This window comes from Pirellulales bacterium (genome assembly GCA_036499395.1).
In the GTDB taxonomy this organism is placed as follows: Bacteria; Planctomycetota; Planctomycetia; order Pirellulales; family JACPPG01; genus JACPPG01.
Genome location: DASYDW010000062.1, coordinates 1 through 18234 on the forward strand (window position 1 = coordinate 1; position 18234 = coordinate 18234).

Below are 18234 nucleotides of genomic sequence, written 5' to 3' on the forward strand. Positions count from 1 at the left end.
TGCTTTTCCCTACCGGCGAGAAGAAGCGAACTCCAGCGTGGTGAGAGAGCCCTGGTCCCCTCGGGCTCTCTCGCCACGGCTTGAGATCGCTTGCGGATCCTGTAGAGCGACATCCTGCGAGCGGTCCTATGTTCCCGGCAACTTTTCATGCAAGCCCGCGATCTCGTTGAACTGGCGGCCTTGGTCGCGCAAAACGGCCATCTGGTAATGACCCACGGAGCGCCATTGCCGGCTCCCTGCCTGGAGCGTTATTGGACCGGTTCGAAATGCCGCCTCGATCGGTGGGGCCGGGCGCTGAAGCGGCTCTCCGAGATTCCGGCTGACGGACATTTGCCGGACGAGTTGCGCAACAGCGTCGGCGTCCTGGAAGAGATCGTCACCGGCGACGTGTTAGGGCGTGTCTGGGCCGGTGTCGTCACGGCGCACGACCGCCGCACGGGCGAGGATGCCGGATCGATCGCGCGCACGATTCTGATGGGGCAGCACGAGGCGCAAAATCGCGCCATGTCGCTGCTGGTCAACAGTCCGCTGATCGACGGCGCGTCGGCCCAGCGGCTCGATCGGCTGCGTCGGCGGGCCGAATGCTGGTCCGACCTGCTGGTCGGCTTCTTGAGCGTCACGGAAGATGTCACCGAGTTCGGCGCCGACTCGCAACGGGCGCGCGACTTCTCAGAGGACTTCCGCGAGGATGGAACGCGGGCCTGGTCTTTGATGTTCGCTTCGCTTCGCGCCAGCTTTGCCACGGCCTTCGAACGGCAAAGCCCGGACGCGGATCTCAACGGCGAGATCGCGGCCGGCGTGATTCTCTGTTTTCAGCCCGAGGTCTTCGACTCGACCGGCCTGCTGCGTCCGCTGTGGATTTCGCGTCTGCAGCACACGACGAACGAGACGCAAGTGATGATCGACTCGCTGTTCAGCGATGAGCGGAACGAGCGCATTGCCGAAGCAAACGTCGGTGACGAAGGGGAATTCGTCCGACGTCGCTTCACGTGCTGATAGTCGAGCCGTGAGCCGCGGGCTTACAGCCAGCAAACTTCGAGCTGGTTTTCGATCTCGTTGACTCCGTCAACGGTCTTCAGCGACTCTTGGGCCATTTGCTTCTGATAATACGAGCGCACTACGCCTCGCAAGATCACGCGGCCTTCGGCCGCTTCGCAACGCAGATTGCGGTGCGGAAGATGAGGATTTCGCTCCAAAACCGAACTCACGCGATCCGCCAAAGGACCGTCCGCCATTTTGCCATTCCTAATTGTTCGAGAACTCTATCGCGGCGCCAGCCAAACATACGTCGCCACGACGATTGCTGCTGGGGCCCGAGCGATATATCGACAAGCTGCGCCGTGTGGGTAAAACGAAGTGGCGTACATAGCACGTAAAATTCGGCGAACATGGCGGTCTGTGCCGGTTGTGCTGATGCTACTGACTGCGTGCTAGCAAACGGCGGTCTGGTGGCAGAAGTTGGGCGGAAAAGTCGCCCACGCTGGAATTAGCCCGCCGTTGCGTCGGTCGGGCCCACGATCGTGACCAGGACCCGATCGATCCTCTGTCCATCCATGTCGACGACTTCGAGCTCGACGCTGTCGAAGGTCGTGCGGGCCCCGATTTCGGGGATTCGGCCCAATTGCCTTAGGACTAGGCCGGCCACAGTGCTGAAGCGGCGTGTGGCGGGGGATTCGACTTGCTTCAGGCCGACCGCCTCGGCCAGGTCGTCGATGCTGACGCTGCCGTCGACGAGCCAGCTTCCATCATCGCGGCGGACGATTTCCTGCTCCTTGTCGCGGCGATGCTCGTCGTGAATCTCGCCGACCAGCTCCTCGAAAACGTCCTCGAGCGTAACCATCCCTTGCGTGCCGCCGAATTCGTCCAGCACGATCGCTAGTTGCGTGCGCTTCTTTTGGAATAAGTCGAGCAACCGGTCCAAAGGCAAAGTCTCGGGCACGAACAACGGCGGATGCAGCATCTTCCGCAGGTTGATCTCGGTGTGCAGGTATTGCTCGCGAAGCAGGTCCTTGATGTGTACGTAGCCAATGATGTGGTCCAGGTCGCGTTCGTAAACGGGCAAACGCGAGAAGCCGGCCATTGCCACGGCGCCGATGATTTCGCCGGCCGGGGTTTCGACATCCAGGGCGTCCAAATCCGTGCGCGGTCGCATGATGTCACGGACCGAGCGATCTCCCAGCCGCAGCGCTTCCATAGCGACTTTCTGCTCGGCGGGGTCGAGCACGCCATGCTCGCGCCCCATCTTCAGCAGATGCTGAATGTCCTCGACGCTGACGGCCGAATCTTCCTGCTTCGGAATGCCCAACAGGAACAGAACTGAATCGGTCGTTATGCCCAGTCCCCATACGAACGGCCGCGCCACTTGCGAAAGAAAGAGCATTGGCGGAGCGACGAGGCGAGCCAGGCTCTCGGCGCGCCGCAGGGCCAGACGCTTCGGGACGAGTTCGCCCAGGATCAGCGAGCAAAAGCTGATCGCCAGGACGACAATCGTCAGGCTGACGACCGGGGCATTGGCCGCGACCCAGGGGATTGGTGCCTCGGCGAGTCGCTCGGTGAGAAAACTCGCCAATCGGGCCCCGCCAAAGGCGGCTGCGAAGGTGCTGATCAGGGTGATGCCGACCTGGACAGTGGAAAGGAATCTATTCGGATTACTTCCCAGCTCGAGCGCCACGCGAGAGGCGCGGTCTCCTTCGTCAGCCTGCTTTTGCAAGCGGCCCCGGCGCGCCGCGACGATGGCGATCTCGGCGGCTGCGAAAAACCCGTTCGCCAGAATCAGCAACAGGATGATGACGATTTCAGCGGTGATCGAGGGAATCGAAAAACCTTGTGTGGGCCTTTCGCCCGCGCAACAAACGAATCGGGCCCGGCCAATCCGAGGCCCGCAGAACCTGAGCGATCTTACCGGCGTGCTGCCACGATTGCCAACGGTCGCTTTGGCCGACCGTCGCGTCTTGGAGTTGTTTCTGGCGATTTCGGTGCTGTGACGTAACGTGATTCACATGCTTATTCCGCCGATGGCGGAAAAAGCATGCCACCTGGACTCTGCCTTCCGGAGCTCGGCACTCGCTCACTGTAGTCGAATTCTGTGAACCCGGTCCCGGCCTCGCAGAGGCCAGCTACAGGAGGAGCCGAGGTCGGCCGCAGACGCCGGGACATACCCGCCTCAGCCGGTGAGCCAACTCGGCAGCTCGCCTGCTTCGGGAAGGCGAACGACCGTGGCACTGAGCATGTCGGGCGAGGCCAACACGTCGGCCACGGCTTCTGGTGACGGCAGGTTGTCCAGGTTCAGCACACCGATCGCCTCGCCGCCAGGGGCCGAGCCGGCGCGGCCGACCGACATCTGGGCAATGTTGACGCGGTGCTTGCCGAAGATCGTACCGACGTGGCCGATGATGCCCGGCACGTCCCGATGGGTGAAGATCATTAACACGCCGTCGAGGTAAGCTTCGAGGCGGTAGTCTCCCAACTGCACCAGGCGGGCCATGTCGTGTCCCAACACGGCGCCGGCGGCCTTGTAGGTGCGAGCCTCGGTGACGAGCTCAGCCAGGATGATCGAGCTGAAGGCGCCCATGTCGGCGCGGGATTGTTCGACGAGTTCGATGCCACGCTCGCGCAGCAGTACTTCGGCGTTGACCATGTTCACCTCGGACTCCATCGAATTCTGGAGCAATCCGGCGGCGAACGTGGCGGTGAGCAACTTGGTTTCCTTGCTCGCGACGTCACCACGATAAAGCAGCCGGCACGCCTTGGCCGGAGCCCGATCGAGTTGCGCCAGCAAACGGCCGAGACGGAAGGCGACCCCCAGTTCCCCCTTGAGCGCGGCGAACTTCTTGGGATCGAGCGAGATCATGTTCACGGCATGGCGCACGGCTCCGGTCGTGAGAAAATCGATCAGCAGCCCAGCCCCTTCGGCGGCCACGTTGGTTTGTGCCTCTTCGGTGCTTGCTCCCAGGTGGGGCGTGGCTAGCACCCCCTTCATGCCGAAAAGCGGGCTCTTCGTGCAGGGCTCCTCGGCGTAGACATCCAAAGCGACGCCGCCGATCTGGCCCGACTTCAGTCCTTCGACGAGTGCTTCTTCGTCGTAGATGCCGCCGCGGGCACAGTTAACCAGTCGGACCCCGCGACGCAGGACGGACAGTTCCTTCTTGCCAACCAGACCACGCGTTTCTTCGGTCAGCGGCGTGTGTACGGTGAGGTAATCGACATGCGGCAGCATATCGGGCACGGTCGAGCAGATTTCAATGCCCAACTCTTGAGCACGATCCTTGGATAGGAACGGGTCGTATCCGAGCAATCGCATCTCAAGCGCTTTGGCGCGAGCGGCGACGGCCTGCCCGATGCGGCCCAGGCCGACGATGCCCAGCGTTTTGCCGGCGAGTTGGGTGCCCATGTACAGGTTGCGGTCCCAGCGTCCTTCGATCAGGCCCTGGTAGGCCGGAGCGATATTGCGAGACAGGGCGAGCATCATGGCGATCGTGTGTTCGGCCGTGCTGAGCGTGTTGCCCGCCGGCGTGTTCATCACCACGATGCCCAGGCGCGTGGCGGCGTTCTTGTCGATGTTGTCGGTACCAACGCCGGCGCGGACGATCGCCTTGAGCCGCTTGTTGCCGGCCAAGGACTCGGCCGTAATCTTCACGCCGCTGCGGACTATGGCGCCGTCGAAGGCGGCCAGGGCTTCGCGCAGGTCATCTCCGGCGAGCTTCGTGCGAATCTCGTATTCGACGCCCGGGGCGGCGGACAGCAGGTCGAGCCCTTCCTGAGCGAGCGGATCAAGAACAATAACGCGATACATAGGCGTAGCCGGCCTGGGTCCAAGCGGGGGAGACAGTGTCGGAGGTCTCGGGCGTGCTCTCACTCGCACAGCGTTTCACCGCGCAGCGAAACGTTCCCGAGCCAGTAGATCGGTGGCCACCCTTCCTGGCGGCCGGCCGGCGATAGGCCGGCGGATACAAGGGCAGGATAGGGATTACCCCAGAGAGGGTCAAGGAGCGGAGCAGGCCAGAATCAGGTTCTGCCGACCCGTCAGCCCGGACCGTCCAGGATCAACTCGGCGACCGTCTTAACGGATGGTCGACGGCGAGGTCGGGTTCACGGCATAGCGCGAACTGCCGGCCTGCGGCGGAGGGGCCGCAGGGCCCAAGGCCGTACGCAGAGCCGCGGCACGGGACGCGACCTCGGGCTGGAATCGGTCGTGCCACAGGGAGCGCTCGTAGTCGCTGAGGGCTTGCGCCGTGTTGCCTGACTCTTCGTGAATTCGCCCTAGCGCCGCCAAGGCGCGCGAATCGTAGGGATCGATCGCCAGTGCCTCGACCAGGTTGTTCTTGGCCGTTTGCTTGTCGCCGAGTTCTTCTGCCAATCGGGCCAGCTCGACCTTCGGCGCGGCTTGCGTGGGATTACGCGTAGCCCAGCCTTGCAGCAGGCGCTGGGCTTCGTCGGTGCGTTGTTGTTCGGCGAGCAAAACCGCCAGGCCTCGGTAGCAGTCGCGATGATTGGGGTCGCGATCCAGACACTGGTTGTACAGACTTTCGGCTTGTACCAGGTCTTCCTTGCAGTTGTTCAACTTGCCCAGCCGGTGGTACGTGGCGCCCAGATTGTAGTAGGCGTCGGGATCTTTCGGATCCGACGTCGTGGCTTGTTGGAACTTGGCAATGGCTTGCGGGTAATAACCCTGCTGATAGAGACGCACACCTGCCGAATTCTGGCTGTTGGCGACCATGCCGCAGCCGGTGGCGCTTGCCAGCAACGAGAGCACGGCGAGCGTCGGCCAAAGCCGCGCGTCGTGGTGCCAACGACGAAGTTGCAAACCTGTCATCACGATTCGTCGCGCCTCCTCGCTCGGGGCCTCTTTCGGCGAATTACCATCGTGCGGCAATCGTGTCGTCGAAGAGAGCCGCGGCTGCCCCGGAATCGGGCGCAAAGCCGCCTATGCGCATTGGTGTAAAGAGAAGCGGGGCGGAGAATAGCGAGACTGCCACGGCGCCACAAGGTCACCCTGGCGCAAGCAAAAGCCGGTCGCGCGCCGCGAGGGCACGGACCGGCTTTTGGTAGTAGCAATGCTGGCGACGCGGCCAGATGAGAATTCTCTATTTGCAGTCGGCCATGACAGCCAGTTCCTGCTTCACGTAGCCGAGGTTGCGGATCACCTCGAGGACTTCGCTGCAGGTGGGGAACATGCGGCCGCTGGTACGCTTGTAATTGTTCATGGCGTTCATGAATTCGACCTCTTCGTCCGTGTAGTCACGCTCGCAGGTCGTGGGGTCAATTTGTCGGCGGCGCGCTACTTTGACGCGACGTTCCAGCTTGCGGCGCTCGACGACCACTGGCGCGGCCGTCTTGGCTCGCCGGTCGGTGCTGCGGTCGCGGCGATCAATCGTGATTTCGCTGTCCCGTTTCGACTTGCTCACGTCTCAACTCCCCAGTCGGATGAATCCCGTGTTACAGACAAACGATCCTGGACGACTACCCTGTTGCCCGAAGCTGAATCGTCTAACCAGGACGGTAAAATATACCGCGCACTTAAAATGCGCAATTTTGTCGGATTGAGAGGTCTCGCGAGTATTTTGCGGTGGCGGGATGTTTTCGGTCGCGCGGCGGGGCTTCGCCGCTCTGGAAGGTATGGCGCAATGGCGCCCATGCGGATGATGCCGGTCGTAACGATTACGACATTGCGGGCAACATGGGATGCGCACTGCCTCGAGTGAGATGCGCGAGGTGGCAATTGGCCCCGACAAGGCCCGAACGTCGCGAATTGGCCCTGCCGGCTAGCCTTCGGCGACGAGCTGAAACACCAGCTCGACCGGTTCGCTCGTGGCGGCGGCGAACGCTTCGCGGGTGCCGTAGAACCCGACGGGCGTGCGATGGGCCCGGATGGCCTGCGTCCAACTCCCCACCCTCAGGGGCCAGGGGCGCACGGTGAAACGCAGGGCGCCGAGCGGGATGAGCGTGACTTCATACCCTTCAGGCGAGGGAAACGATTGCGGCTCTTCGCGAGATGCCGCGCAGAGCCACAGGCTCAAGAGATCGAAGAATTGCAGGTATTCGAGAGCCCGCTCGGCCATCTTGCGGGTGCGCACGCCGGGGTTAGCGAGCTGCCAAGTGGTAAGCCACGCTTCGCGATGCTCGGACTGCTCGTTGAGGAATTGCCGGCTGGTCTGAAAGCGTACCGGGTCCAGGCTCCAGCGTGGCGAGGCCTTTTGCAGTAGCGCCGTGAAATGGCTGCTGACCATGTGCGCGGCCAGGTAGCCGCGTGAACAAGCCAAGAAGATCGAGCGCCGCCAGATCTCGATCGCAACATCCAGCGGCACTTCGACGAAGCTGAGTGGGCGGCCGGCCACGGGGTCGACATCGGGAGCTGCGTCCCAATCCTTCCAACCGTCGTCGTGGTGGCGGATCGCCTGTAGGACTTCGGCTGCGGGTTGCAATTCGGCCAGCGAGGCGTCTCCCCACGATTCGGCCAATGCGCCTGACAGGTGCGCGTGCTCGATCTGCGGAATCAGAATCCAGGAGTCAGTCGAGTAGTTGCGGTCCGGACGACGAAGCATAGCGCCATTCCCCTGAACGATTATAATCCTCCCCCGGATGCCGGGCGGGAACCAAAATCGCAGGGTTTCGGCCCGGCGTCTACTTGCGCGTCGGAGCGGGTGTCGGCTGGGCGGCTGTCTCGGCGGTCGGCTCGGCGGTCGGCTTTACGAATCGCAACGTGGACAGGATCGACTTGTCGGCGTCGCCGAAGCGTTCGACTAGCTCGGATTCGAGTGTAAACGCCAGCACGGTCTGATGCCCCTCGCTGTCCGCGACCAAGTAGTAGTTCCACTGGATCGGAAGCGACTCGACCTTGCCACCGGCAATCACCCGGCACGTCGTATGACCAACCGAGTTCTCGGACTCACCGGCCGACAAAAAGCTTTCGAAGTGCTTGTCCAGTGACTTTTGCACATCCTCTTGGAAGTGCGCCAGCGTGAATCGCTTGCCGGCCTCGACCGGGGCCACGGCCGAAGCATTGCACTGCGCGATCAACTCGCCACGCTCGATCAACCGCAGCGTGACGGCATCGGGCGTGTCGTTGACGACGTGCCAGGCACGGTCGTGCAAGAACTGAAAGTGTCCGTTCTGCGACGTGTATTCGAGCAAGGCCTGTTCGGGAGTCGGTTCGAGATTCACTTCCGCCAGTGCCTGGTCCGAGAGCGCTGGGCTCACAGCACCGGGAGCAATTTTCATTTGCAGGCGGGCCGTGACATCAATGCCGGGTCCGACGCTGCCAATCGACCGTTTCTCCTTGACCAGTAGCGCCAGCCAGGTGATGCGCTTTGACTGCAGGTCGAACTTATATCGCCCTTTGAGCTCGATTTCGGTCGACGCCCCCTCAACGGCGCCGTGTACGGTGCCGGCCAGTTCGAGCTGGGCGGCGTCGGCCGTGGCCTGCTTGAACGTGGTCGTGACGTCGCTCTGGCTGATGGCGTCGAGATTCAAAAGCGCGACGAGCAGGTCTTCGCTGTGTTGCCACTGATCGCCCGGTGCCACGGCGCGGTCTGGCAGCAGCCGTTCGACCAACAGGCTCGAGGCCGGGATTTCAATGAGATCGAGCTCTTCTTGCGACAGCGGAGCGACCGGGCAAAACATGGTCGCGGTCCGCTCGTCAGCGGCCACGGCCAGCAGGCGGCGATCGTCACGCAGCCGGGCCTTGGCGGTTCCTTTGTCGATCTTGATCACCGCGTCGCAACGGCGGTATTGCCGTACGCCGCGGCTGGACGAGGCCGTGGCGGCCGCGGCCAAGCGCTCGTCGTAAACCATCGTGCCGACGACGCTGGTTTTCAGCTGATGGGCCTTTTTGTCTTTCTCGTCCTTGACCAGCAGCTCGCCGCCGACTTCGAGGAGAATCTCGACCTGCGAGATTTCGCCCGCCGCGCGGCCGCTGGTTAGCGTGTACTCCTCGGCGCGCACACTTCGCACGCGGCCCGAGACGATCGAAAGAGCCAAGATCAAGACAACCCGCGGAACGCGGAATTTTCGCAGCATCGAAGGTTTCCTTACCTGATCGGCAGCCGCTCGGGACGTAAGCGACCCAAGGCGCATCCTTACGAATCGCTAAATCGACGTTTTGACCGGGTACAGTTCAAGCGAAATCGACGCGAGCCGGGGGCTAGCACTGCCAGCATCTGAACCAGCGCATGCACGAAGAATTGGCGAAAATGCAAAGTTTCTTCGAAACTACCACTTGCGGGCGGTAAGTCGGCTGCGTAGCGCTAACCTGGGTGGTTCGTGGATGATACGCATTGGCCGGTGCTGGGCGGGGCCACGATGGGGAGCCCAAAAGTCGGAATGCTAGCCGTCGGCACGACTTATGCTCCATCTCCGCACGACTGTCGCTTCCCCGCCTCTTGGAGGGGAAGCAAAGATTTCGAAGTCAAACGCGAACTTTTGATGGTCCACTGGACACTTTGTTACGTAGGACTATTAAATGATTGGGCTCGGCCGGCCGATAAAGGGCCGCGATTTTTGTGAAAGATCACGTTCGTCGGACGGTATTAGGAGGAGAAGTAAGCCGGGTCCAGTCACGCAGGAGTAAAGGCGGTTCGTTCACGCAGAGCCTATGACTGGCTCCGTAGAAAGAACCGTGTGATGTACAGGATATGCTTTGTCGGGCGCAGGAGCCGCAGGGAAAACCGACAGGGTGACAAGGAAGAGGAAGGGTACCATGCATAGCGATTATCTAAGCCCTGCCATCCGTGAATTACGCGATCAACAAGTACGCTTCGCCCCGCGTGAGCGTAAGCTCGCCCAGGTCGATCGGGCCGAGAAGCTGCTCGACGAGCTCGATCCCAAGCGGACGTACACCTACGAATATCTCTTCTACCGGCTGACCGATTTCAGGCCGGAAACCTCGCCGGACGTTCGTTTGTCGGGCCGGCATGCCAAGCACGATCTGCAACTGTTCATCGAGGACGTCTCGGACGCCGCCGATGTCGCGGCTGATGCCGTTCCGGAACCTGTCCTGACAGTCAGCGAACTGAGCAAGCGATTCAAGGTTTCGACCAAGACGATCTCGCGCTGGCGCCGTCAGGGACTGGTGAGCCGCCGCTTCCTGTTCCAGGGGCGCAAGCGGGTCGGGTTCTTGAAGAGCTCGGTGGATCGCTTCGTTGCTAGTAACGAGGACCGGGTTCGCCGCGGCAGCAATTTCAGCCAGCTAACCGCCGAAGAGCGCGAGGCGATCGTGCTCAAGGCCCGTCGCCTGGCCCAGGCCGGCGGCTGCCCTGCCGAGGTCACACGTCGTTTGGCTGAGCGGATGGGGCGAAGCGTCGAGACGATCCGCTACACGCTCAAGCAATTCGACCAGGATCACCCGGAAGCGGCCGTCTTTCCGGAGTCGACCGGGCCGTTGGACGAAGCCACGAAAAAGAAGATTTATCAGCAGTACCGCCGCGGGATTTCGGTCGAGGCGTTGGCCAAGAGCCACTGCCGCACGAAGACCAGCATCTACCGTGTGATTCACGAGATGCGGGCCCTGCGGATCATGGAACTGCCGCTGGATTACATCGACAATCCGCTGTTTGCCCGATCAAACGCCGAAAAGGTGGTGCTGGGTCAGCCCCCCGAGGCCTCGCCGCCGCCGAAGAAGCCGCGGCTGCCGAGTGGGCTGCCGACGTACCTGGCAAGCCTGTACGAAGTGCCGCTGTTGACGCGTGAGCAGGAAGTTCACTTGTTCCGCAAGTTGAACTACCTGAAATACCGCGCCAACAAGCTGCGGTCGACGCTCGATCCGCAGCGGGCGCGCAGCGTGGTGATGGACCAGATTGAGCGCAGCTACGAGGACGCCGTAACGACGAAGAATCAAATCGTCCGGGCGAACCTGCGGTTGGTCGTGTCGATTGCTAAGCGGCACGTGGGACCATCGGACAACTTCTTCGAATTGGTCAGCGACGGCAACATGTCGCTGATCCGAGCGGTAGAGAAGTTCGATTTTGCCCGCGGAAACAAGTTCAGCACGTACGCCAGTTGGGCGATCATGAAGAACTTTGCCCGCACGATACCGGACGAGCTAAAGCATCGGGACCGGTACCGTACGAGCACGAGCGAGATGTTCTCGGCAACCGAGGATGGTCGTTCTGATCAGTACGCCCAGGAAAGTGCCCAGACGCTGCGTGAGCGGCAGATCGGCAAGATCCTGGAGCGGCTGGACGAGCGCGAGCAGAAGATCATCATCAGCCGGTTTGGCCTGTCTCGTGGGCACGAACCCTTGACCTTGAAAGAGGTTGGGGCCGAAATGGGCGTCACCAAGGAGCGCATTCGCCAGATCGAGGCGCGAGCCTTGGACAAGCTGCGACGTGCGGCCGAGGAAGAGCATATCGAGATCCCGGGGTTGTAAAGCTCCGGTCTGGAAAGCGCCGGACTGTAAGCGGTCCAGAATTTGCCACCCGGGGGTTAGCCTTCCGCCGGGAACTTGCTACAATTCGAGAATCGAATTTTGCACGCCGCCAGGGAGATTCTCTGGTGGCGTGTTTTCGTGGCGCCGCAAGTCAGCGGATCTAGCTCGAAAGGAAGGTCGCCCCCGCAGCTCGGTTTCGGTCTTAATGTGCAGGCCGATTCGGTCTTAAAGCTCGGTTAATTGGCCGCCCACCCGGTGGTCAGGCGACGTTAGTTACTTCCTTGGCGGTTTTTTCCTGGTTCGTTAGGCTTCTTGGTTCGTTCAGCCTGGGGGCTCATTGGGATTGTGATGCATTGAGATGTTTGCGCCGCGAAGAGTCGCGGTCGTTTCAAATTCAATGCCGAAGATATTGCAGCGGCGGAGAAGATCATTATATTTACTGGTTTTCGTGGCGGGTTCTCACAGGCTAGCGTAGCTCAATTGGCAGAGCAGCTGATTTGTAATCAGCAGGTTGTGGGTTCAAGTCCCTCCGCTAGCTTCGTCCAGAAGTGTGCGGCGGTGACCGGATAGTTGGCCCCTTTTTGTGAGAATCGTTGCGGGAGAAGTAGAGAGCCGACGGGGGGTTTCCCGAGCGGTCAAAGGGGTCAGACTGTAAATCTGATGGCTATGCCTTCACAGGTTCGAATCCTGTACCCCCCATTACCCCAAGAACCGCGCTAGCGGCGGCGATACTAGGTCGGCAGTAATACGGAAGCGGCCAGTAATACGAGTCAAACGGCGAGAGAGAGTGGCGGCGAGGAGGAGTGGCGGCGAGAAAGAGTGTGTGAGTGGGAGGGCGGATCTGCGAAGTGCGGGTGTAGCTCAATGGTAGAGCAATAGCCTTCCAAGCTGAAGACGAGGGTTCGATTCCCTTCACCCGCTTTGCCGACGGCAGTGATTGCCAACAGCCGGCGGCAGTGATTGCTGGGTAATCAGGGTGAGTGTTGGATTCGTGAAGCGTGTTCGGAGTGTGATCGTAGGAAAGGTAATCGACTGATGTACGGGCCAGGCGGATCGGCGTAAGGCGATTTGACTGCCCCGCCATGCCCACGGCCCGTTGTCGCAAGACGCCGCAGAGTACCAGTGCCGTCTTCATCGGCCGACGCAGGCTGCTGTAGCTCAGCTGGTAGAGCGCGTCCTTGGTAAGGACGAGGTCATGGGTCCGAGTCCCATCAGCAGCTTCTTTTGACGGAATTGCATTAGCAATAAGTAGGACAGCCCAAACAAGGGAGAATGGATAGCAATGGCTAAAGCGAACTTTGAGCGCAAGAAGCCGCACGTCAACGTCGGCACGATCGGCCACATTGACCACGGCAAGACGACCTTGACTGGTGCCCTGATCGCTGTTCAGGCGGCCAAGGGTTTGGCGAGCTTCAAGTCTTATGCGGATATCGCCAAGGGCGGTACGGTCCGCGACGAGACGAAGACCGTCACCATTGCCGTCAGTCACGTCGAATACGAGTCCGAGAAGCGCCACTATGCCCACATCGACTGTCCCGGGCACGCGGACTTCATCAAGAACATGATCACCGGCGCCGCTCAGATGGACGGTGCGATCCTGGTCGTGTCGGCTGCCGACGGCCCGATGCCGCAGACCCGCGAGCACATCCTGTTGGCTCGCCAGGTCGGTGTGCCGGCGTTGGTCGTGTTCTTGAATAAGTGCGATCTGGTCGACGATCCCGAGTTGCTTGAGCTGGTCGAGATGGAATTGCGTGAGTTGTTGACTCACTACGGCTTCCCCGGCGACGACATCCCGATCATCCGTGGCGCCGCTCGTCCGGCCTACGATAATCCGAAGGATCCGGCCGCGAACAAGTGCATCGGCGAGTTGCTCGAGGCGGTGGACGCCTACATTCCGGAGCCGATCCGCGAAGTCGACAAGCCGTTCCTGATGGCGGTCGAAGACGTGTTCTCGATCGAAGGTCGCGGTACCGTGGCCACCGGTCGTATCGAGCGCGGCGTCGTCAACGTCGGTGACGAAATCGAAGTCGTCGGTTTGACGAAGGAAGGTCGCAAGGTCATCGTCACGGGCGTGGAAATGTTCAACAAGACCCTGGATAAGGGTCAAGCTGGTGACAACGTCGGCTGCCTATTGCGTGGTATCAAGCGCGACGACATCGAGCGTGGCCAGGTGTTGGCCAAGCCCGGTTCGATCACGCCGCATACCAAGTTCGAGGCCGAGGTGTACGTCTTGTCGAAGGAAGAAGGGGGCCGTCACACGCCGTTCTTCAGCGGCTATCGTCCGCAGTTTTACTTCCGCACGACCGACGTCACGGGCAGCTCGAACCTGATGGGCGATGCCGAAATGTGCATGCCCGGCGATAATGCTCGTCTGGCGATCGAGCTGATCAGCCCGATCGCGATGGACGACGGTGTCCGTTTCGCTATTCGCGAGGGTGGCAAGACGGTCGGTTCGGGCGTCGTTACGAAGATTCTCGAGTAATTGAGGTAATCGAGCGGTTATCGCGGTGGCACGATCGCCGCCGCGATGACCAGCTTGGCAATAAGGTGATCATAGGGGCGTAGCTCAACTGGCAGAGCGCTGGTCTCCAAAACCAGAGGTTGCGAGTTCGATTCCCGCCGCCCCTGCCATGATTGTTGCGACGGATGGCTGGTCTGAACTGCTCGCCCCGCAAAGCGGGGTCGAACCAGGTTTCGTCGCTGCCGAGAGTGAGTGCGTGGGGAGTGTAGCTGGTGTTGCGTCGGTCGTTGTGTTGCGTTTGGCAGAGCTGAACAAGGTCCGGGCGGCAAGTCGATTGGTCGGCTTGTGGTGGCCCGATCCATCACTGGAGCACGAAGCTCACCTCCGGGGAGTCGTCGCGCTAGGATAGCCGTTCCATGATGAAAGAGGGAAATACCGCTGTCAGCGCCCTGTGGCGCGACCTGTTCAGCCTGGGCTTCTATAAACGAAGTCAGGGCCGGATTGCTCGGCAGGTCACGTTTATCATCCTGGCGGTGATCGTGGTTCTGGCGGGCTGGTCCCTGCTGGATTACATGAGCGACAAAGTGCTGCCGCTGACGAATGTGCTGCTCGCCGATGACGGCGACGGCGGACGAGCGACGTACGACGCGGTCAACGGATACGCTCGTTATCTGGTGCCGATTGCGTTCGTGGCCAGCGGGGTGTGGCTGGCCTTCCGGGCCGTTAACATGGCGTGGATCGCTGACTTTTTGATTGCCGTCGAAGCCGAGATGAACAAAGTCTCTTGGCCTTCGCGAGCTGAGATGTTTCGCGCCACGCTGGTCGTGATTTTCACGATCTTCGGACTGGCGATCATCCTGTTCGGATATGACTTGCTGTGGCGCGGACTGCTGAAATTGCTGGGCGTATTGGGTTAAGGGTGTGGTAAGGGTGTTCCTCGGAATCTCGGGGGCCCGAAAAGCGTGGCGCGGAAAAGCTAGGTCGCGATGGACGAAATGAACCAACCGCTGGATGAGCCGATGGCTGCTGGTGGCGATTCTCCGCTGGAAGTTGGCGCGGGGGAACTGCACGCGACGCCTGAGGCAGAAGCGAGTTCCACGCACGTCGATGTCCACGCTGTAACGGAGGCCGAAGAGTCGGCCGCCGCTGCCAGGGCTCTTCGCCAAAACGACGGCGGTGACGGCACGGCGGCTCCGATCGAAGAGGCGGCGCCCGAGCCGACCGGCGAACGTCATTGGTACATCTTGAAGGTGCAGAGCAACCGCGAAGATTCGATTCGCGACGCGCTGGAGCGCCGGATCAAGATCGCGGGGCTGCAGGGATTTTTCGGCGAGATCATCGTTCCGACGGAAACCGTTTCGGAGTTCAAGGCGGGTAAGAAACGGGTGGTGAAGCGCAAGCTCTATCCCGGCTACATCGTCGTGAACATGGAAATCAACGAGGAGTCGTGGTTCCTGGTGCGCGAGACGCCAGGCATCGGCGATTTCACCGGGTCAGGCGGAAAGCCCAGCCCGATGTTGCCCAGCGAAGTGAGCCGCATCGTCTCGAAGGCGGAAGAGAAGACCGACGAGGCCCCGAAGCTGAAGATCAGCTGTAAGCCGGGGGACCGCGTGAAGATCACAGAAGGGACGTTCGAGAATTTCGAAGGGGACGTCGACAGCATCGACGAACAGAACGGTCGCGTGACCGTGATGATCAATATTTTCGGCCGCTCGACCCCCGTCGAATTGGAATACTGGCAGATCGAGGCGCTGTAGCAAGAGCTGCTGGGCCGGCTGTTATTTGGGCCGGCAGTCATACAGGCCGGCTGTTTTGAATCAACGACAACACTTTTAGAGTGAAGACGGGTCATGGCGAAGCAGATGGTCGCACAGGTGAAGTTTCAGGTCCCCGGTGGCCAGGCAACCCCGGCGCCGCCGGTTGGTACGTCGCTGGGGCGCTTCGGCGTCAACCTGGGACAATTCGTCATGCAGTTCAACGAGAAGACGCGCGACGCCGGCGGCATGCCGATTCCGGTGGTCGTCACGGTCTACAACGACCGCAGCTTCGAGTTCTATACGAAGAGTCCGCCGGCCGCGGCACTGTTGAAGCAAGCTGCCGCGATCGCCAAGGGGTCGGGCGTGCCGAACAAGGAGAAGGTCGGCAAGGTGACTTCGGCCCAGATCGCGGACATCGTGAAATTGAAGATGGCCGACCTCAATGCCCGCGATGTCGAGCATGCTAAGCGGATGGTCGAAGGGACCGCACGCAGCATGGGAATTACGGTCGAAGGGTAACGGTCGAAGATTAAAGACGTTACCTGCGGCAGCGTTACTGAAGACAACGCCGCCGGTAGTAGCGTCGAAACGAACAGCGTCAAAACGAACCACACGCACGTAGCACGAAACCGCGAAGTACAACGATGCCAAAGACCACCAAACGAATGACTGCCGCGATTGCCAAGGCGCCTGGCGAGACGCCGGTTACCGTCGGCGAAGCTGTCACGATTTTGAAGCAGTTCAACACGACGAAGTTCGATCAATCGGTCGAAATCGCGATGCGTCTGGGGATCGATGCCAAGCAGGCCGATCAACTGGTGCGCGGTTCGATCGTGTTGCCGCACGGTATCGGCAAGTCGTTGCGGGTCGTGGTCTTCGCCAAGGGGGACCTGGCCGAGCAAGCTAAATCGGCGGGGGCTGCCGAGGTGGGAGCCGACGAGTTGGCCAAGAAGATCAAGGACGGTTGGACCGAGTTCGACGTGTGCATCGCCGCCCCGGACATGATGGGGTTGGTCGGTCCACTGGGACGCGTGCTGGGGCCGCGCGGTTTGATGCCCTCGCCCCGTGCTGGAACGGTGACGCAAGAAATCGCCAAGACGGTCAAGGAATACAAAGCCGGTAAGGTGGAATTCCGCAACGATGCAACGGGCATCGTTCACGCGGTGGTCGGCAAGCTGAGCTTCGAAGCCAAGCAGTTGGCCGAGAACATTCAAGCGTTCATCGACTACATCCACGGCCTCAAGCCCGCCGGCGTGAAGGGGCATTACGTAAAGAGCATCGCGGTCAGCGGGACGATGAGCCCGGGTGTCCGCATCGCGGCCTGATAACTATCACGACAGAAAACTACTAAGACGCGCACTGCCGGCCAGCGGTTAATTTCCTAACTCCGGGCTGGTGAAGTTGCGAACGCCGATACGAGCGAACACGAGCGAAACATGAGCAAATTCGTCAAAAATCTGTTGATGGATGATCTGAAACAGCGCTGGAACGGGGTTGATGCCCTGCTGCTGGTGTCGTTGACCGGACTCACGGCCAACACCAATAGCGCGTTGCGAAAGCAGCTCCGCGACAAGAACATCCAGATGGTCATGGTCAAGAACAGCTTGGCCCGCCGGGCGGCTGAAGGGACCTCGCTGGCGGCGGGTTTCCAGAGCCTGGAAGGTTCGTTGGCCGCGGTCTGGGGAGGCGAGGACATCGTCTCGCTGGCCAAGGACATCATTCGATTTTCGGACGACAAGCTATTTGCGCCGCTGACGCCTCAAGGGGGCGTCATGGATGGCGAGGCGCTGACGGCCGACCAAGTGCGACAGGTCAGCAAGTGGCCCAGCCGCCAAGAGCAGTTGAGCATCTTGGTGGGTCAGATCTTGTCACCGGGTGCGAATCTGGTCAGTCAGTTGACCAGCGTCGGCGGTGCCCTGGCGAGCCAGATCAAGCAAAAGGGAGAAGGAGAAGAAGGAGCAGACGAAGCGCCCGCTGGCGACGCTCCGGCAGGTGAAGCGCCGGCAGGTGAAGCGCCGGCAACGGAAGCGTCCGCCGGGTAGTGATCGTCGATGAAGCCTTCTTTTTCGAACGCCTTTTTTAGAACGTAAAACGTAAGTCGTAACGCGAATTCGGAACAAATCACCAAACCATAGCCCGTTAACAGTTGCCTTGCCGGAATCTCCGACGTCGGCCCACCGGTAATGCCACAGCGTGAAAGGATCGAACGACCATGACTGAAGCGACCCTGGAATATTCCTCGTCGACCAAGGAGCTCGGGGACAAGATTGTCGAGTTGACGCTCAAGCAGGCCAAGGAACTGAGCGATTACTTGGAAAACACGTACGGCATCAAGCCGGCGGCTGGTGGTGCGGTGGTCATGGCTGGCCCTGCCGACGCTGGCGCTGCGGCTCCGGCGGCCGAGAAGACCGAGTTCGACGTCGTGCTGGAAGCCTTCGGCGACCAGAAGATCGGCGTGATCAAAGTCGTGCGTGCGGCGACCGGTTTGGGCCTGAAAGAGGCCAAGGATCTTGTCGAGGGTGTTCCCAGCAAGATCAAGGAGGGCATCTCCAAGGAAGACGCCGAGAAGCTCAAGAAGGAACTCGAGGGAGCGGGCGCGAAGGTCTCGATCAAGTAGAGCGACTCTTGCGACCACGGGAGCGTGTCCGAGCGCG

The 18234-nt window shown here is 61.0% G+C and carries 17 protein-coding genes and 5 tRNA genes; 15 read left to right on the forward strand and 7 right to left on the reverse strand.

Features of this window, described 5'->3' with window-relative positions; genetic code table 11:
* Positions 1–147 precede the first annotated feature (147 nt).
* On the forward strand, positions 148–996 hold the full coding sequence (locus tag VGN12_08725) for a hypothetical protein (GenBank protein HEY4309521.1): 849 nt from the start codon (positions 148–150) through the stop codon (positions 994–996).
* Between the two features lie 23 nt (positions 997–1019).
* Here VGN12_08725 and VGN12_08730 read toward each other — a convergent pair whose 3' ends face one another.
* Both VGN12_08730 and VGN12_08735 read right to left on the reverse strand, forming a co-directional pair.
* Positions 1020–1235 carry a BON domain-containing protein gene (locus tag VGN12_08730; GenBank protein HEY4309522.1) on the reverse strand — a complete coding sequence of 72 codons (216 nt, stop codon included), beginning with the start codon at positions 1233–1235 and terminating at the stop codon, positions 1020–1022.
* Positions 1236–1486: 251 nt separating this feature from the next.
* Positions 1487–2779, reverse strand: coding sequence for a hemolysin family protein (locus VGN12_08735; GenBank protein ID HEY4309523.1), 1293 nt, complete (start codon positions 2777–2779; stop codon positions 1487–1489).
* A gap of 4 nt (positions 2780–2783) precedes the next feature.
* On the opposite strand from VGN12_08735, the gene VGN12_08740 reads away from it, so the two are divergent.
* A complete protein-coding gene (locus VGN12_08740; GenBank protein ID HEY4309524.1) occupies positions 2784–2984 on the forward strand; it encodes a hypothetical protein in 201 nt (66 codons plus the stop codon).
* A gap of 179 nt (positions 2985–3163) precedes the next feature.
* Here the strand turns inward: VGN12_08740 and serA are convergent, their stop codons facing one another.
* The 5 genes from serA to VGN12_08765 all read right to left on the reverse strand — a co-directional run bounded on the left by serA (position 3164) and on the right by VGN12_08765 (position 9015).
* Complete coding sequence (gene serA / locus VGN12_08745; GenBank protein ID HEY4309525.1) at positions 3164–4792, reverse strand: phosphoglycerate dehydrogenase; 1629 nt, start codon at positions 4790–4792, stop codon at positions 3164–3166.
* Positions 4793–5059: 267 nt separating this feature from the next.
* Entirely contained in the window at positions 5060–5812 is a 753-nt protein-coding gene (locus VGN12_08750) for a tetratricopeptide repeat protein (GenBank protein ID HEY4309526.1), read from the reverse strand.
* 271 nt (positions 5813–6083) lie between these two features.
* Positions 6084–6404: a hypothetical protein gene (locus VGN12_08755; GenBank protein ID HEY4309527.1), complete on the reverse strand. Its 321-nt coding sequence runs from the start codon at positions 6402–6404 to the stop codon at positions 6084–6086.
* 357 nt (positions 6405–6761) lie between these two features.
* Entirely contained in the window at positions 6762–7541 is a 780-nt protein-coding gene (locus VGN12_08760) for a DUF3891 family protein (protein ID HEY4309528.1), read from the reverse strand.
* A 79-nt stretch (positions 7542–7620) separates the two neighbouring features.
* Positions 7621–9015, reverse strand: a complete 1395-nt coding sequence (locus VGN12_08765) for a hypothetical protein (GenBank protein ID HEY4309529.1) — start codon at positions 9013–9015, stop codon at positions 7621–7623.
* Positions 9016–9694: 679 nt separating this feature from the next.
* Between VGN12_08765 and VGN12_08770 the strand changes: the two genes are divergently transcribed.
* The 13 genes from VGN12_08770 to rplL all read left to right on the forward strand — a co-directional run bounded on the left by VGN12_08770 (position 9695) and on the right by rplL (position 18197).
* The gene (locus VGN12_08770; protein HEY4309530.1) at positions 9695–11362 is read left to right on the forward strand and encodes a sigma-70 family RNA polymerase sigma factor; all 1668 of its coding nucleotides are present in this window, start codon (positions 9695–9697) and stop codon (positions 11360–11362) included.
* 465 nt (positions 11363–11827) lie between these two features.
* Positions 11828–11900 (forward strand) — tRNA-Thr (locus tag VGN12_08775).
* Between the two features lie 79 nt (positions 11901–11979).
* Positions 11980–12061 (forward strand) — tRNA-Tyr (locus VGN12_08780).
* A gap of 151 nt (positions 12062–12212) precedes the next feature.
* Positions 12213–12283 (forward strand) — tRNA-Gly (locus VGN12_08785).
* A gap of 226 nt (positions 12284–12509) precedes the next feature.
* Positions 12510–12582: transfer RNA gene (locus VGN12_08790), tRNA-Thr, on the forward strand.
* Positions 12583–12644: 62 nt separating this feature from the next.
* A complete protein-coding gene (gene tuf, locus VGN12_08795; GenBank protein HEY4309531.1) occupies positions 12645–13844 on the forward strand; it encodes an elongation factor Tu in 1200 nt (399 codons plus the stop codon).
* Positions 13845–13917: 73 nt separating this feature from the next.
* Positions 13918–13993: transfer RNA gene (locus VGN12_08800), tRNA-Trp, on the forward strand.
* Between the two features lie 246 nt (positions 13994–14239).
* Positions 14240–14740 carry a preprotein translocase subunit SecE gene (secE, locus tag VGN12_08805; protein HEY4309532.1) on the forward strand — a complete coding sequence of 167 codons (501 nt, stop codon included), beginning with the start codon at positions 14240–14242 and terminating at the stop codon, positions 14738–14740.
* A 78-nt stretch (positions 14741–14818) separates the two neighbouring features.
* Positions 14819–15580: a transcription termination/antitermination protein NusG gene (nusG, locus tag VGN12_08810; GenBank protein ID HEY4309533.1), complete on the forward strand. Its 762-nt coding sequence runs from the start codon at positions 14819–14821 to the stop codon at positions 15578–15580.
* Positions 15581–15673: 93 nt separating this feature from the next.
* On the forward strand, positions 15674–16099 hold the full coding sequence (gene rplK, locus VGN12_08815; GenBank protein HEY4309534.1) for a 50S ribosomal protein L11: 426 nt from the start codon (positions 15674–15676) through the stop codon (positions 16097–16099).
* Positions 16100–16224: 125 nt separating this feature from the next.
* Positions 16225–16905 (forward strand): 50S ribosomal protein L1, encoded by a 681-nt coding sequence (gene rplA, locus VGN12_08820; protein HEY4309535.1) that lies wholly within the window; start codon positions 16225–16227, stop codon positions 16903–16905.
* 111 nt (positions 16906–17016) lie between these two features.
* Complete coding sequence (gene rplJ, locus VGN12_08825) at positions 17017–17622, forward strand: 50S ribosomal protein L10 (GenBank protein ID HEY4309536.1); 606 nt, start codon at positions 17017–17019, stop codon at positions 17620–17622.
* 170 nt (positions 17623–17792) lie between these two features.
* Positions 17793–18197 (forward strand): 50S ribosomal protein L7/L12, encoded by a 405-nt coding sequence (gene rplL, locus VGN12_08830; GenBank protein ID HEY4309537.1) that lies wholly within the window; start codon positions 17793–17795, stop codon positions 18195–18197.
* Positions 18198–18234: the final 37 nt, after the last annotated feature.

Bases quoted from the DNA above. Each gene is read 5' to 3' on its own strand.
- VGN12_08725 (HEY4309521.1), top strand. From the start codon at position 148: ATGCAAGCCCGCGATCTCGTTGAACTGGCGGCCTTGGTCGCGCAAAAC.
- VGN12_08730 (HEY4309522.1), bottom strand. From the start codon at position 1,235: ATGGCGGACGGTCCTTTGGCGGATCGCGTGAGTTCGGTTTTGGAGCGA.
- VGN12_08740 (HEY4309524.1), top strand. From the start codon at position 2,784: ATGATGACGATTTCAGCGGTGATCGAGGGAATCGAAAAACCTTGTGTG.
- serA (HEY4309525.1), bottom strand. From the start codon at position 4,792: ATGTATCGCGTTATTGTTCTTGATCCGCTCGCTCAGGAAGGGCTCGAC.
- VGN12_08750 (HEY4309526.1), bottom strand. From the start codon at position 5,812: ATGACAGGTTTGCAACTTCGTCGTTGGCACCACGACGCGCGGCTTTGG.
- VGN12_08760 (HEY4309528.1), bottom strand. From the start codon at position 7,541: ATGCTTCGTCGTCCGGACCGCAACTACTCGACTGACTCCTGGATTCTG.
- VGN12_08765 (HEY4309529.1), bottom strand. From the start codon at position 9,015: ATGCTGCGAAAATTCCGCGTTCCGCGGGTTGTCTTGATCTTGGCTCTT.
- VGN12_08770 (HEY4309530.1), top strand. From the start codon at position 9,695: ATGCATAGCGATTATCTAAGCCCTGCCATCCGTGAATTACGCGATCAA.
- tuf (HEY4309531.1), top strand. From the start codon at position 12,645: ATGGCTAAAGCGAACTTTGAGCGCAAGAAGCCGCACGTCAACGTCGGC.
- secE (HEY4309532.1), top strand. From the start codon at position 14,240: ATGATGAAAGAGGGAAATACCGCTGTCAGCGCCCTGTGGCGCGACCTG.
- nusG (HEY4309533.1), top strand. From the start codon at position 14,819: ATGAACCAACCGCTGGATGAGCCGATGGCTGCTGGTGGCGATTCTCCG.
- rplK (HEY4309534.1), top strand. From the start codon at position 15,674: ATGGCGAAGCAGATGGTCGCACAGGTGAAGTTTCAGGTCCCCGGTGGC.
- rplA (HEY4309535.1), top strand. From the start codon at position 16,225: ATGCCAAAGACCACCAAACGAATGACTGCCGCGATTGCCAAGGCGCCT.
- rplJ (HEY4309536.1), top strand. From the start codon at position 17,017: ATGAGCAAATTCGTCAAAAATCTGTTGATGGATGATCTGAAACAGCGC.
- rplL (HEY4309537.1), top strand. From the start codon at position 17,793: ATGACTGAAGCGACCCTGGAATATTCCTCGTCGACCAAGGAGCTCGGG.